Annotated in this window: 12 protein-coding genes and 5 tRNA genes; 14 read left to right on the plus strand and 3 right to left on the minus strand. The window is 62.9% G+C overall.

What is annotated here, in order from left to right; translation table 11 throughout:
- Positions 1–203: 203 nt before the first annotated feature.
- The 7 genes from gap (at position 204) to C811_RS06480 (ending at position 6316) form a co-directional block, all read left to right on the plus strand.
- Positions 204–1208 carry a type I glyceraldehyde-3-phosphate dehydrogenase gene (gap, locus tag C811_RS06450; RefSeq protein WP_016308708.1) on the plus strand — a complete coding sequence of 335 codons (1005 nt, stop codon included), beginning with the start codon at positions 204–206 and terminating at the stop codon, positions 1206–1208.
- A gap of 78 nt (positions 1209–1286) precedes the next feature.
- Positions 1287–2474 carry a phosphoglycerate kinase gene (locus tag C811_RS06455; protein ID WP_016308709.1) on the plus strand — a complete coding sequence of 396 codons (1188 nt, stop codon included), beginning with the start codon at positions 1287–1289 and terminating at the stop codon, positions 2472–2474.
- A 58-nt stretch (positions 2475–2532) separates the two neighbouring features.
- Complete coding sequence (tpiA, locus tag C811_RS06460; protein ID WP_016308710.1) at positions 2533–3303, plus strand: triose-phosphate isomerase; 771 nt, start codon at positions 2533–2535, stop codon at positions 3301–3303.
- A 1-nt stretch (position 3304) separates the two neighbouring features.
- Positions 3305–4882: a 2,3-bisphosphoglycerate-independent phosphoglycerate mutase gene (gene gpmI / locus C811_RS06465; protein WP_016308711.1), complete on the plus strand. Its 1578-nt coding sequence runs from the start codon at positions 3305–3307 to the stop codon at positions 4880–4882.
- Between the two features lie 63 nt (positions 4883–4945).
- Positions 4946–5200, plus strand: a complete 255-nt coding sequence (gene secG / locus C811_RS06470; protein WP_016308712.1) for a preprotein translocase subunit SecG — start codon at positions 4946–4948, stop codon at positions 5198–5200.
- A 66-nt stretch (positions 5201–5266) separates the two neighbouring features.
- A tRNA-Leu gene (locus C811_RS06475) sits at positions 5267–5355 on the plus strand.
- A gap of 61 nt (positions 5356–5416) precedes the next feature.
- Entirely contained in the window at positions 5417–6316 is a 900-nt protein-coding gene (locus C811_RS06480) for a cation diffusion facilitator family transporter (protein ID WP_016308713.1), read from the plus strand.
- 37 nt (positions 6317–6353) lie between these two features.
- On the opposite strand, the gene C811_RS06485 is transcribed toward C811_RS06480, so the two are convergent.
- Positions 6354–7286, minus strand: a complete 933-nt coding sequence (locus tag C811_RS06485) for a hypothetical protein (RefSeq protein ID WP_016308714.1) — start codon at positions 7284–7286, stop codon at positions 6354–6356.
- A 290-nt stretch (positions 7287–7576) separates the two neighbouring features.
- Here C811_RS06485 and C811_RS06490 point away from each other — a divergent pair, with 290 nt between their 5' ends.
- The 4 genes from C811_RS06490 to C811_RS06505 all read left to right on the plus strand — a co-directional run bounded on the left by C811_RS06490 (position 7577) and on the right by C811_RS06505 (position 8907).
- A complete protein-coding gene (locus C811_RS06490) occupies positions 7577–8485 on the plus strand; it encodes a TerC family protein (protein WP_016308715.1) in 909 nt (302 codons plus the stop codon).
- 116 nt (positions 8486–8601) lie between these two features.
- Positions 8602–8677, plus strand: a tRNA-Gly gene (locus C811_RS06495).
- A 66-nt stretch (positions 8678–8743) separates the two neighbouring features.
- Positions 8744–8817 (plus strand) — tRNA-Cys (locus C811_RS06500).
- Between the two features lie 14 nt (positions 8818–8831).
- Positions 8832–8907, plus strand: a tRNA-Gly gene (locus C811_RS06505).
- 143 nt (positions 8908–9050) lie between these two features.
- Here the strand turns inward: C811_RS06505 and C811_RS06510 are convergent.
- Positions 9051–10175 (minus strand): IS1249 family transposase, encoded by a 1125-nt coding sequence (locus C811_RS06510; protein ID WP_016308716.1) that lies wholly within the window; start codon positions 10173–10175, stop codon positions 9051–9053.
- Positions 10176–10493: 318 nt separating this feature from the next.
- Here C811_RS06510 and C811_RS06515 point away from each other — a divergent pair, with 318 nt between their 5' ends.
- The 3 genes from C811_RS06515 (at position 10494) to C811_RS06525 (ending at position 12820) form a co-directional block, all read left to right on the plus strand.
- Positions 10494–10910: a hypothetical protein gene (locus tag C811_RS06515; protein ID WP_016308717.1), complete on the plus strand. Its 417-nt coding sequence runs from the start codon at positions 10494–10496 to the stop codon at positions 10908–10910.
- Between the two features lie 150 nt (positions 10911–11060).
- Positions 11061–11135 (plus strand) — tRNA-Val (locus tag C811_RS06520).
- Between the two features lie 188 nt (positions 11136–11323).
- Entirely contained in the window at positions 11324–12820 is a 1497-nt protein-coding gene (locus tag C811_RS06525) for a basic amino acid/polyamine antiporter (RefSeq protein WP_016308718.1), read from the plus strand.
- Between the two features lie 160 nt (positions 12821–12980).
- On the opposite strand, the gene C811_RS06530 is transcribed toward C811_RS06525, so the two are convergent.
- Positions 12981–13922, minus strand: a complete 942-nt coding sequence (locus tag C811_RS06530) for a diacylglycerol/lipid kinase family protein (protein WP_016308719.1) — start codon at positions 13920–13922, stop codon at positions 12981–12983.
- Between the last annotated feature and the right edge of the window lie 45 nt (positions 13923–13967).

Raw genomic sequence — 13967 nt, forward strand, 5'->3', positions numbered from 1 at the left:
GAGTCACTTGGGCCAGGATCGAGGACGAAGGATGCCCACGTTCGTTTTCCGGCCGTAACTTTGTGCAGGTCTGCCGCTTTATTTCGCTGCTCGTCCAAGATGCCGCGCGCGCGGCGGCGGTTCGTAGTACACTTACAAAGCTGCTTAGCATTTACTTACGTCCACTCAGTGGCATCGCGAGTATCTTGTGAAAGGAGATACGCATGACAACCAAGGTAGGCATCAACGGATTCGGCCGCATCGGCCGCCTCGTGTTCCGCGCCATGGCCGATGACCCCGCCGTCGAGGTGGTTGCCGTCAACGACCTGGGCGAGAAGGCCACCGCCGCTCACCTGCTGAAGTACGACTCCGTCCACGGTATTCGCAACTTCGACATCGAAGTGGTGGACGACGGCCTCATCGTGGACGGCAAGCACGTGACCATGCTCTCCGACCGCGATCCGGCGAACCTGCCCTGGGGCGATCTCGGGGTGGACGTGGTCGTGGAGGCCACGGGCATCTTCAAGACCGGCGAGTTGGCGCAGAAGCACCTGGATGCCGGCGCCAAGAAGGTGGTCATCACCTGCCCGGCCAAGGATGAGGACATCACCATCGTCATGGGCGTGAACGACGATCAGTACGATCCTGCGGTGCACAACATCATCTCGAACGCCTCCTGCACCACCAACTGCCTGGCGCCCTTCGCCAAGGTGCTGCTGGAGAACTTCGGTATTAAGCGCGGCTACATGAACACCATCCACTCCTACACCAACGACCAGAAGATCCTCGATCTGCCCCATAAGGATCTGCGCCGCGCCCGCGCCGCCGCTGTGTCCATGATCCCCACCACCACCGGCGCCGCCCGCGCCGTGGCCCTTGTGCTCCCCGAGCTGCAGGGCCGCCTCGACGGCTTCGCCACTCGCGTTCCCACCCCCGACGGGTCCATGGTCGACCTCACGGTGGAGCTGGAGCGCAGCGTGACCAAGGACGAGATCAACGCCGCCATGAAGGCCGCGGCCGAGGGTCCCTTGAAGGGTATTCTGGAGTACACCGAGGATCCCATCGTGTCCATCGACATCGTGGGCAACGACCACTCCTCCATCTTCGACTCGCAGCTGACCATGGTGCTCGGCGGCGAGGGCAATTTCGTGAAGTGCATCAGCTGGTACGACAACGAGTGGGGCTACTCCAACCGCGTGAAGGACCTGGTTAAGATTCTGCTGCCGTAGCCCGAGGCAATAATCGCTTGCGAAAACCCAGCTCTCCTGTCGGGCTGGGTTTTCCCGTATAAACGGAAAGGACGAGACATGGCCGATATCAAGACCATCGACGATGCGAATTTCGCGGGTCAGCGCGTGCTCGTGCGCGTCGATTTCAACGCGCCGGTGAACGATGAGGGCGTGGTGACCGACGACACGCGCATCCGCGCGGCGCTGCCCACCATCGAGAAGCTCATCGGCGACGGCGCGCGCGTGATCCTCGTGAGCCATCGGGGCCGCCCGGCCGGCACCGGCTTCGAGGAGGCCTTCAGCCTGGGCCCGGTGGCCCGCCGCCTGCAGGAGCTGCTCGGCCGCGACATCGTGCTCGCCCGCGCCCTTGTCGGCCCCGATGCCCGGGAAGTCGTGGACGCCATGGGCGATGGCGACGTGGTGCTTTTGGAGAATATCCGCTTCGACGCGCGCGAGAAGAAGAACGACCCCGCTTTCGCCCACGAGCTGGCCGATCTGGCCGACGCCTACGTGAACGACGCCTTCGGTACCGCGCACCGGGCGCACGCCTCCACGGCCGGCGTGGCGGAGTTTCTGCCGTCGTACGCGGGTTATCTCATGGAGCGCGAGGTGGCCACGCTCACCGGCATGCTCGACAAGCCCAAGCGGCCCTTCGTGGCCATTCTCGGCGGTTCGAAGGTCTCCGACAAGATCAAGGTGATCGACGCGCTGCTGGACAAGGCCGACACCCTCATCATCGGCGGCGGCATGTGCTTCACCTTCCTGCTGGCCCAGGGCAAATCCGTGGGCACCTCCCTTAAGGAAGAGGATTGGGTCGAGCGCGCCGCGGCCATGATCGAGAAGGCTCGCGAGCGCGGCGTGAGCCTGCTTTTGCCCGTGGACGTGGTGGCCGCCGACGCCTTTGCCAACGACGCCCGCACGGCCATCGTCTCGGTGGACGACATGCCCGCCGACATGATGGGCCTCGACATCGGGCCCGAGACCGCCGAGCTGTACGCCGAGGCCATCGCCATGGCCAAGAGCGTGTTCTGGAACGGCCCCATGGGCGTGTTCGAGATGCCCGCCTTCGAGGCCGGCACCAAGCGCGTGGCCGAGGCCGTGGCCGCCAACGAGGCGGCCGATACCATCATCGGCGGCGGCGACTCGGTGGCCGCGGTGAACCAGTTCGACCTGGCCGACCAGATGACCTTCATCTCCACGGGCGGCGGCGCCTCCATGGAGCTGGTGCAGGGCGAGGCGCTTCCCGGTGTCGAGGCCCTGAAATAGCAACCCCGTCCGGGTGCGTCGCGTGCGCGTCCGGCTTTCTCAGAGAAAGGATACGCCCGTGACCCGCAGAAAGCTTATCGCCGGCAACTGGAAGATGAACGAGACCGTCCCCGAGGCCGTGGTGCTCGCCCAGGAGATCTCCAACCTCATGGAGCGCGACTGGCTCGAGATGGTGGATGTGGCCGTCTGCCCGCCGTTCGTGGACTTGAAGCCGGTGAAGACCGTGCTGGAGTTCGATCGGGTGGACATCGCCCTCGGCGCCCAGAACGTGTACTGGGAGCCGGCCGGCGCCTTCACCGGGGAGATCTCCATCCCCATGATCAAGGAGATCGGCTGCACCTTCTGCATCGTGGGCCATTCCGAACGCCGCAATCTGTTCGGCGAGACGAACGAGGACGTGAACCGGAAGGCCCGCGCCCTCATCGAGGCCGGCATCGCGCCCATCGTCTGCGTGGGCGAGTCGCTGTCGGTGCGCGACGAGGGGGCCTACCTCGACTACGTCACCGCCCAGGTGCGCGCCGCCTTCGCGGGCATCGACGGCGACGATGCGCGCACCACCGTGGTGGCCTACGAGCCGGTGTGGGCCATCGGCACGGGCCGCACCGCCACGCCCGAGCAGGCCGAGGAGGTGTGCGCGGCCATCCGCGCGTGTTTGGCCGACCTGTACGACGAGGCCACGGCGGCGGCTATGCGCATCCTCTACGGCGGCTCTATGAACGAGGGCAACGCCGCGCTGCTTTTGGCCGAGGCCGACATCGACGGCGGCCTTATCGGGGGCGCGGCGCTCAAGGCCGGCTCCTTCATCGAGATCGTGAAGGCGGCCCTGTAACATGGCGGGGGAGAACGCCGCGACGGTCCGCGGCGACCTGCGCCTGCCCGCCTGCCTCATCATCATGGACGGCTTCGGGCTCGATGCTCCCGGTCCGGGCAACGCCATCTCGCTGGCCGCCACGCCGAACCTGGACGCGCTGTTCGAGGGCGAGCCCTGGACGCGCCTGGCCGCTTCCGGCGAGGCGGTGGGCCTGCCCGAGGGGCAGATGGGCAACTCCGAGGTGGGGCACCTGAACATCGGCGCGGGGCGCGTGGTGTTCCAGGAGCTCACCCGTATCAACCGTGCCTGCCGCGATGGCGAGCTGGCCAAAAACCCGGTGCTCGGCGAGGCCTTCGCCGCGGCGCGCGAGGAGGGGGCGGCCCTGCACCTTCTGGGGCTGCTCTCCGACGGCGGCGTGCACTCCTCCAACGAGCACCTCTACGCGCTCATCGACGCGGCCCTTGCGGCCGGGGTGCGCCACATCATGATCCATTGCTTCATGGACGGCCGCGACGTACCGCCCGCAAGCGGTGCCGAGTATATGCGCGAGTTGGTGGACTACATCGAGCGGGCGGTCTCCCGTGCCGACGGCGAGCCGGCCGTGATCGAGATCGCCTCGGTGGAGGGCCGCTACTTCGCCATGGACCGCGACAACCGCTGGGAGCGCGTCGAGCGCGCCTGGGACGCGGTGGTGCGCGCCGAGCCCTTCCGCGATCTGTCGGCCGTGGCGGCCATGGAGGCCTCCTACGCCGCCGGAACGACCGACGAGTTCGTGGAGCCGGTGGCCTTAAGCGAGCGCGGCGTGCGCGCGGGCGACGCCATGGTGTTCTTCAACTTCCGCCCCGACCGCGCCCGCGAGCTCACCCGGGCGCTCGTGGATCCGGACTTCGCCGGTTTCGATCGTGCGGTCTTTCCGCAGGTCTCCTTCGTGTGCCTCACCGAGTACGACCCGTCCATTCCCGTGCCGGTGGCCTTCGCCAAGGAGTTTCCCGAAAACGTACTGGCCGACGTGCTTGCCGAGGCGGGGCTTTCCCAGTACCACATCGCCGAGACGGAGAAGTACGCGCACGTAACGTTCTTCTTCAACGGAGGCGTGGAAGAGGAGAAAGCGGGGGAGTGCCGCAAGCTCATCGCGAGCCCGAAGGTGGCCACCTACGACCTTATGCCCGAGATGAGCGAGCCGGCCGTGGCCGATACGCTCGTGGCGGCCATCGCGGCCGATGAGGCCGATGTGTACATCGTGAACTTCGCGAACTGCGACATGGTGGGGCACACCGGCGTGGTGGAGGCGGCGCGAGCCGCCGTGGAGGCTGTGGATGCGGGCGTGGCGGCTGTGCTCGACGCCATCCGCGCCAAGGGCGGCGTGGCGCTCGTCACGGCCGACCACGGCAACGCCGACAAGATGATCGCCGAGGACGGCGGAGCCTTCACGGCCCATACCACGGCTCCGGTGCCGCTCGTGCTGGTGGACGCCACGGGGGAAGAGCGCGGTCTCTCGGGCGAGGAGGGACGTCTGGCCGACATCGCGCCGACCCTGCTCGCTCTGATCGGTCTTGAGCCTCCCGCGGAAATGACGGGAAAGAGCTTGCTGGCCTAGATGACTTCCGTTATACTGAACAACTTGCGTACACAGACACACCGATGAAGGAAGCGTGAAACGTTGAATCCTCTGGTAATCGTATTCTTGGTTTTGCTGGTGCTCTCGGGCATCGGTCTGATCATCTTCATTCTCATGCACTCGGGCAAGGGCACGGGTATTTCCGATGCCATTGCCAGCTCCATGTACTCTACGCAGACGGGCACGAGCATTATCGAGAAGAACCTCGATCGCATTACCATTGCCTGTGCGGTTGTGTTCCTGCTCTCGCTCGTGGTGCTCATGGTGATTTACCCTCATGGCACCATTTCCCAATAAAGGGAAAATTACCCCTTGCATCGTCGATGCATTCTGTTAGAATAATCGTCGCTGCAAAAACAGCATGTCGGAGTGGTGGAACGGCAGACACGCTAGCTTGAGGTGCTAGTGCCCATTTACCGGGTGTGCGGGTTCAAATCCCGCCTCCGACACCAGTAACATCAAAAGAGCCCGCAAGGGCTCTTTTCATTTCCCGAGCGTGAGAGGACGGTTGTCATGGTGGCGACGGGTGCAGCGACCCATGGGCGGCAGGTGGAGCGGGTTCTCTGGATCGTTCTCGCCTTGAACTTGATGGTGGCGGCGGCGAAGTTCTTCTACGGTCTCGCCTCGGGGTCCGCCTCGATGCAGGCCGACGGCATCCACTCGGTGTTCGACTCGCTCGGCAACGTCATCGGGCTCATCGGTATCAGCCTGGCGGCCCGTCCCGCCGATGCGGGGCACCCCTACGGACACTCCAAGTTCGAGACCTACGGCTCGCTTGCCATCGGCGTGCTGCTGCTCGTAGCCGCCTTCGAGGTGGGCACGAGCGCCGTGGCGAAGCTGGCGAGCCAGAGCTACACGGCGAGCGTGACGCCGGTCTCCTTCGCCGTGATGGTGGGCACGCTTGCGGTGAATGTGGGTGTGACGATGTACGAGCGTCGTGCCGGGCGTCGCCTGCACAGCGAGATTCTCGCAGCCGATGCGGCCCACACCCTCTCGGATGCCTTCGTGTCCATCGGGGTCATCGTGGGACTTGCCTTCGTGGCGGCGGGCTTTCCCGTGGCCGATCCGGTCATGGCGCTCGTGGTTACCGTGGCTATCCTCTTCTCGGCTATCGGCGTGTTTCGCGCGGGTCTGCGCACCTTGTCCGACCATGCTCGCATTCCCGCTGACGAGGTGATCCGGTCCGCTTCGGCAGTGGAGGGGGTAAGGTCGGTGCACGCCGTGCGCACCCGCGGTACCGAGGCCGAGGTGTACTGCGATCTGCATGTTCTGGTAGATCCGCAGATGACGGTTATGATCGCCCACGGTTTAGGCGATGAGGTGGAAGCGGCGGTGCAGGCGCGGTTTCCCCAGGTAAAGGAAGTGCTTGTCCATATAGAGCCCGATACGGCTGCCGAGCGGGCCGAAGAGTAGCGCCGCAGACGGCAATGCGACGGCGGCCGTAGCCGCTCTAGGCGCTGAAGCGGATGCCGACGAAGAAGGCGGTGTTGGGCAGCCCCGAGATGTCGTACACTTCCGACAGATCGATGACCGACACGCGCCAGGTATACTTTTCGCCATCGGACTTCACGGTGCCCGCCTGGTACGTGTTGCCCGAGTCGTCGACGCCCGAGTCGGTCACCTTGGCATTCTCGAGCCCCTCGGCCTGCATGGCGTTTTGCACGGCTGCTTCGATGGAGCCGGAGTCGAAATCGGCATAGCGAACGCGCATGCTCGTGCCGGCCTTACGGGATACATCCAGCGTCCAGGCACCTTTGAGCAGACGCACGGCATCGGCGGCCGCGAGCCGGTCGATGCCCTTCACGTACATAAGGCCCGCTTCCTCGACGGTCATGTCCGGTGGCAGCTTGATGACCTCGAAGCCCCCGTCGGGGTTCGTGCCCACCGGCGTGCGCTCGTAGAGGGTGAGTCCCGCCTCTGACAGCGACGTCATGATATCCTCGTCGTTTTCAGGCATGAGCTGAGCTATCTGGGGAAGATCCAGCGATACCTCGCGGGTGAGGTTTTCCTGGAGCGCCTGCTGCTGGCGAATGGGCTCGTTTAAGATCTGGTCGAAGTACTTGGTCAAAAACAGGCCGCCGATGAGCGCGGCTACGGCCATGGCGGCGAACATGATGGCGCGCACGCGGGCGGGCATCTCCTGGGGCCGGGTGAGCTCGGCGCCGTCCAGGTAGGACACATCCCCGATGCGCACCGTGCTTTTCTGGCGGTGGAACAGCTGATCCCACAGAGGACGCCGTTCAGTGGGGGCGGCCGCCCTTGCATGGGAATGGCGGGGGCGGGCAGTCTGGCCGGCGCTTGCGGTCTCGTCGATATCGGGGGCCTGGCCGGCAGCGGCGGAATCGGCCGCCGACGGGAGCAGGTTCGTTGCTTCTTGAGTCATGGATGTTGGCTCCTGAGGTGATTCTCGTTCAGTCACGATGTTGTTGCCGATTATACCATTGCGATGGGGCGGGGCCTTTGTTAGGATGGGGAAACCCCACGGGGGAGTAGCTGGCGCGGTGCGCGGTTCGTTCAACATCGTGGTCACGGTTTTCCGCGCAAGCGGTAACGGCGGCCTGGCGAACCTTAAATAGCGAGACTCGTGGTGCAAGCTTGCACGGTAGATGCGGCAAGGTTGCACCACGAGTCTTTTTTTGTGGCCGGCATTACCGTTGAGACGAGGAGGAACAAGTGGATCTGTCGATTTTCACCACCCCGGAGGCCTGGATCAGTCTGCTGACGCTGATCTTTCTGGAGGTCGTTCTGGGCGTGGACAACCTGGTGTTCATTTCCATCACCACCAACCGCCTGCCTGCGGAAAAGCAGCACATCGGCCGCAAGTTGGGCTTGGCTGGCGCCCTGGTCATGCGCATCCTGTTCCTGTGCTTTGCCTCGTATCTGGTGCACATGACCACGCCGCTGTTCACGCTCGATGTGGGCGTGTGGAGCCACGGGTTCTCGGTGCGCGACATCGTCATGCTCGCTGGCGGCGCCTACCTCATATATAAGGGCATTCGCGAGCTTATCGACGTGCTCGCCCTCACCGAGATCAAGGCCGAGACGTCCGAGGCGCACAAAGCCGCCCATCTGATCGGGCTGCCCCAAGCCGTGGGCACCATCATGGTGATGGATCTCGTCTTCTCCATCGATTCGGTCATTACCGCCGTGGGCTTGGCCGAGCATCTTATCATCATGATCTTGGCCGTCATGATCGCCGTGATCATCATGATGGTCTTCATCGACCCCATCTCGAATTTCATCAACAGCCATCCCGAGATGAAGATCTTGGCGCTCGTGTTCATTTGCGCTATCGGCGTGCTGCTCGTGCTCGATTCCGCTGGCATTCACACCTCCATCGAGGTGCTCGATATGCACATGGAGAAGCTCATGGTGTACTTTGCCATGATCTTCGCCGTGGCCCTCGAACTCATTCAGATGCGGTTCAATTCCAATCTGACCCGCTGGAAGAAGGAGCTTGCGGACGCGGCCATCGATACGGCCGTGGCCCGAGCCGAGGCCGGGGAAGCTCCTGCCGAGGTGGGCGAGCGCGCCAAGCGGTGCGTGGATGCCGCCATCGAGACGGGGGAGCGCGTGGAATAGGCGCCGTCATTGAGACGGCGCGCGTCGAATTGATGCCGCTCGGATCCGTTCGAGAAATTTTTTCGAAAAAGGGCTTGCATCCATCCGACGGTTCCCGTATAGTATCACCTCGCGATGCGGACATGGCTCAGCTGGTAGAGCATCACCTTGCCAAGGTGAGGGTCGCGGGTTCGAATCCCGTTGTCCGCTCCATTGTCATCAGAAGGCCGGTCAGGCACTTGTTTGACCGGCCTTTTCAATGACAGCCGCCAAGGAAATGGCGACGTGGCCAAGTGGTAAGGCAGAGGCCTGCAAAGCCTTCACCCCCGGTTCGAATCCGGGCGTCGCCTCCAACCTTGCACCAAATGCGGACATGGCTCAGCTGGTAGAGCATCACCTTGCCAAGGTGAGGGTCGCGGGTTCGAATCCCGTTGTCCGCTCCAGAATCTCCAAGCTCCCCGCGGGGAGCTTTTCTTTTCTCCGCATCCCCCGGGCGAGGAGGACGGGGTTAGGTCTCAAAAAGTGTGTCTAGGCGTATTAGGGTTAGGTCTCAAAAAGTGTGTCTAGGCGTATTATTCACTACTGTCTAGAACCAACCCGTCTCCTTTGATCCACTCATTCTCATCTCACTCCATTCCGGCAGAGATGTTCCATGTTCATCAGGCGCCCCATCTTCGTGCTCTGATCTATTGGTGGCGAGCATGAACAGCCCTGCGACCTCTTCGTCCGTCTTCATCGTCTTGAGCATTTCCGCTTCACCGACTTTGTACTCGGAGTGCAGATAGCACCACCAAAACGCAGCCTTGGCACGGCGTATGGTTGTAAGTCCCCGATGATGTTGAAGCATGAGTCGAATCTGGGCGTTGACGCCACCTTCGATCACGTTGTTGGTCGAGTCCCATACTCCTCCCAGACTCTCCTGCATCTCGGCGAACGTGAACAGCGTCCTGTCCCGGACGAGACCGTTGAGGGAATGCCGCGCGCTCCTGAGACGCTCGTGGACGTATTGTTTGCGGCCGTCCTTCAAGGTGAATTCACGCAGGAACCTCTCCCATTTGGAGCACCATTCCGCATAATCCGCCAGCCACTTCGCTGCGCCATCCGCTCCTTTGATCTTCGGAAGGGCGCGGGCAAGATCGAGCAGTTCCCGGCCGCAGTCGAGCTTCGGGCGCATGGTCGTCCTGCGTATTACCTGCCTCCTCACATGGACGAGACAGCGCTGTACCGAGGTGTCGGGCCATATCGCCTTCGCCGCTTTCTTGAAGCCCGATCCGCCATCGGTGACCACCATGGTCGGAGGCGCCACCTTGGCCATGAGGGCCGCCCAGGATGCCGAGCACTCGCTCTCGGCCAGATGCCATGCCACAACATGCCTTTTGGTGCAGGCGATAAGCACCACGAGCCGTTTGGAGATATAGATCCCGTCAACGAACAGGACATCATGGACCTCACCGGCAAAGTCCGGCAGCGGCCAAAGGGACCAAAATCTCTGCGCCCGACGCTCGAAGGTCGCCTTCGAACACCTCTGTTCCTTGAGCGAGCCCTTACCCATGAGCCACCCGAGGAATGCCTTAAGCTGCTTGGCGGAATTGTCTATCCGATGGGTTTTGGATGCCCCGCAGGACTTGCAGCGCCACCTCTGAGCACCCGCTTCGGTCTTGCCGTTTCTCTTCATCGATGCCCCGCATGCGCCGCACTTTGGATTGTCCACACCAAGCTCCCGTCCAGATTCAACTTTTCTTTGGGAAAAGAATGTCTGAACAGGGACGTCAAGAGCAAGCCGGACACACTTTTTGAGACTCCCAAAAGTTGGGCCGTACCAACTTTTTGACCTAAAAAGAGCTATATGATCTGGGAGAATGTATGATTCTTAGACACACCTTTTGAGAATTAACCCGGAGGACGCGAGCGGAGTCGATTTCAGGTCGAAACGAGATGCCGCCTTCCTTGCTCATGCGCACAAAAACAGGGGGAGCGCTGTGGTACTATGGCGGCAGACGTACCGATTGGCCGAGAGAGGCGGTGCCCTATGGAGACGAGCAAGGTGAAGTGCCGCGAGTGCAAGACGCGAGCGACCCAGTACGAGGGGATGCTGCCCACGGCGGGCATCGCCAAGGTGCTCGTTGCCGGTATCGCCATCTATGTGGTGGGTTTGTGGGTGCTCGTGGCCCTCGCGGGGTTCACGACCGGCAATGAGGCCGAGGCGGGCTTCATGGACATGCTGATACTGCTCGCCGTGGCCGTGACCGCCGCCACAGCGGGCGTGGTCTGGTGGATGGTGCGTCCCAAGTGGGGGAAAGTGGTCATTTGCGACAAGTGCGGCGCCCGCTATGCGGTCACCTTGCCTCCCAAGTACGCCAACGACTGGGACTTTGACAAGATAGCCCCGCGCAAGGCCCCCGAATTGTCCGAGGGGGCCGATAAGGACGCGGGGGCAGACTGCTAGGCGGCCGGCTCCGGCGAGCGGCCCGATCGGATCGCCGCTCCGCAGCGCCATCGGCACGTTTTGAAGATGACGAAATTTTCCTTTGACAGCCAATGACTTTCTGTTAAACTACTATCTCGCTGCAGCAGAGACGTTGCATTTGCCCTGAATGCGCGATTAGCTCAGGGGGAGAGCACTACCTTGACACGGTAGGGGTCACAAGTTCAAATCTTGTATCGCGCACCATGAATCTTCGAGCGGAGGCTACGGCCTCCGTTTTCTTTTGCCTCCATTGAGCGTGCCGCTCCGTCTGCCCGCCCATTGCTCAATTTGTTACGCAGTCGTTACGGTGGAAAATTCCCAATCGTTTGCCCGATGGGTCGGGTATCATGGTGTGCAATGCTTAGTACCCCTATCAAGGAGCTGGTCTCATCATGAGCAAGGAAGCATTGGCATCCACCGGGGCCGATGGGTCCCAATCGTCCGACGGCGTGACGAATCCGAACGGCATCGGGCTGTTCCGTCTCGTTACCACGGTCATCACCCTCATCGTCGGCGCCGGCGTGTTCACCCTGGCCGGCGACCAGGCTGCCGGAGGGGCGAGCGGCGCTGCCATCATTACCGCCTGGTCCATTTCGGCCGTCGGCGTGTTCTGCCTCGTCATGACGTTCTTCGCGCTCTCCCGCGTGAAGCCCGATCTGAAGGGCGGCATCTACACCTACGCGAGCACCGGCTTCGGCGACTTCCTCGGCTTCAACTCCGCCTGGGGCTACTGGATCAGCGCGCTTCTGTGCACGGTCAGCTTCTCGGCGCTGCTGTTCGGGGCCCTGTCCTACTTCTTCCCGATCTTCGGCTCCGGCACCGATCTGGCCGCCGTCATCGGCGCCTCGGTTATCATCTGGTTCTACGCCTTCCTCGTGAGCCGCGGCATCAGCGAGGTGACGCTCATCAACGCGGTCATCACCATCTCGAAGTTCGTGCCGCTGCTCATCGCCATCATCGCCATCATCTTCCTGGGGGCCTTCAACCCCGAGATCTTCATGGCCAACCTGCAGACCGGCGCCGATCCCGAGCTCGCCTTCGTCGATCAGGTGCAGTCGGCTATGATGGTGACCATCTGGGTGTTCATCGGCATCGAGGGCGCCGTGGCCATCTCCGGGCGCGCCCGCAAATCGAAGGACGTGGGCAAGGCCACCATCACCGCGTTCGTCTGCGTGCTCACGCTGTACATGATGGTGTCGCTTCTGTCCATGGGCGTTATGCCGCTCTCCGACCTGGCGACGCTGGAGAACCCGGCGCTTGCCTACGTGATGCAGGCCGCCGTGGGCGATTGGGGCGCTATCCTCATCAACTTCGCCGTGTCGCTCTCGCTCATCGGCGCCATGCTCGGCTATACGGTACTGGCCAGCGAATCGCCCTTCGAGGCCGCCGAGGAGGGCGTGTTCATTAGGGCCTTCACCAAGACGAACAAGAAGGGCGCGCCGGTGGTCACGCTCGTGGTGACGAACTGCATCATCGAGCTCTTCCTCATCACGTGGCTGTTCACCGACTCCACCTACCAGTTCTTCTACACCCTGTCGGCCGGCATGATCCTTCTGCCCTATCTGCTGTCGGCAGCTTACTTTGCGAAGGTGGCCTTCAAAGAGCCCGAGGCCTTCCGCGGCAAGCTCGCCGCCCCTTTGTGGTTCTGGCGTATTCTCGGCGTTCTCGGTGTTGTCTACAGCCTGTTCCTATCGTGGGCTGCCGGGGCGCTCGGCCTCATCCTCATGTGTCTGCTGTATCTGCCGGGTATCGTCATGTACATCTGGGGCAAGCACGAGCGTGGCGAGAAGTGCTTCCAGAACACGCGCGACAAGGTGGTGCTCGCCATCATCGTTCTGGCGGCCTGCGTGTCGGTGTACCTGCTTGTGACCACGCCGGGCCTCGTGTAGCCCGCCGGCGCTTTCTTCGCTCGCAACAAACAGCGGCCCCAGCGTTTGCCGGGGCCGCTGTCGTGTTTAGGGTCGAATGCGAGGGCGAATCGTGGTCAGGCTCGGGTGTCATCAACCGTTCGGGCGGTGCATGGCGTGGCTTGTTCCGGCTGTGCGGTTCCTAGTCGTCCAGCCGCAGCGGTTCGGCGCTCTCCTCGTCGTAGAGCTTCAGGCATTCCTCGCTTACCACGAAGCGGGCCGCCTCGGGCAGCATGCGAGCAGTGAACGGGGTGGTTGAGCCGGTCACTTCGCCGTCGTACTGCACAGCCAGGGGCGGCGTGGCCTCGACCGTCACCTCGCGACCCCGGTAGACCTGCAGGCTGCCGGGCCGGGTGGGGAACTCCCCGCCGCGGTCGAGCATGCAGCTGAGCAAGGCCGGGATGAGCCCTACGGCATCGTGGGTGTTCATGACCACGATGTCGAACATGCCGTCGCGGGGCATGTTCTCGTGAACCACCGATATGTCGAATTGCAACTTCGAGAAGTTCACCACGAGCACTCCCACTCCCTGGGTCTCGACGGACTCGCCGTCGATAGTCAACGCGATCTTCGAGAATTGCGGCGAGGGATTGGCGAAGGCCGAGGTGAAGTAGGCCATAGGGCCGAGCAGCTTCTTCGACGCCTCGGCGCCCTGCATGATGGTGGCGTCGTAGCCGGCCCCGGCGATCATGGTGAAACCGCGGCGGCTGCCGTCGGATAGCTCGATCTCGCCGATATCGAAGTCCATGAGCCGGCTCTCGCGCATGAGCTTGGCCAGGGCATGGGGCTCGGCCGGCGAGGCCAGGTTCAGCGCCAGCAGATTCGCGGTTCCGGCGGGGAAGGGCAAGAGGGGAATGCCGGTCTCGGCCAGAAGGTAGGCCGCTGTGGCCACGGTGCCGTCGCCGCCTGCCGCCACCACGGCGTCGAAGTCCTCGGCATCGCAGAGGAAGTCGGCCAAATCGGTGCAACCGCTCGTGCAGCGCACGCAGATCTCGTCGCCGTCCCGGCTGAAGGCGCGCATGAAATCGTAGATCGCACCGTCGCGCAGGCCCGATGACAGATTGTTCACGATGAGCAGTTTCACAGAAGTCCTTTCCCTTTGCTATCATGGGATGGTACTACAACGGAC

The sequence above is a fragment of the Adlercreutzia caecimuris B7 genome (assembly GCF_000403355.2).
Lineage (GTDB): Bacteria > Actinomycetota > Coriobacteriia > Coriobacteriales > Eggerthellaceae > Adlercreutzia > Adlercreutzia caecimuris.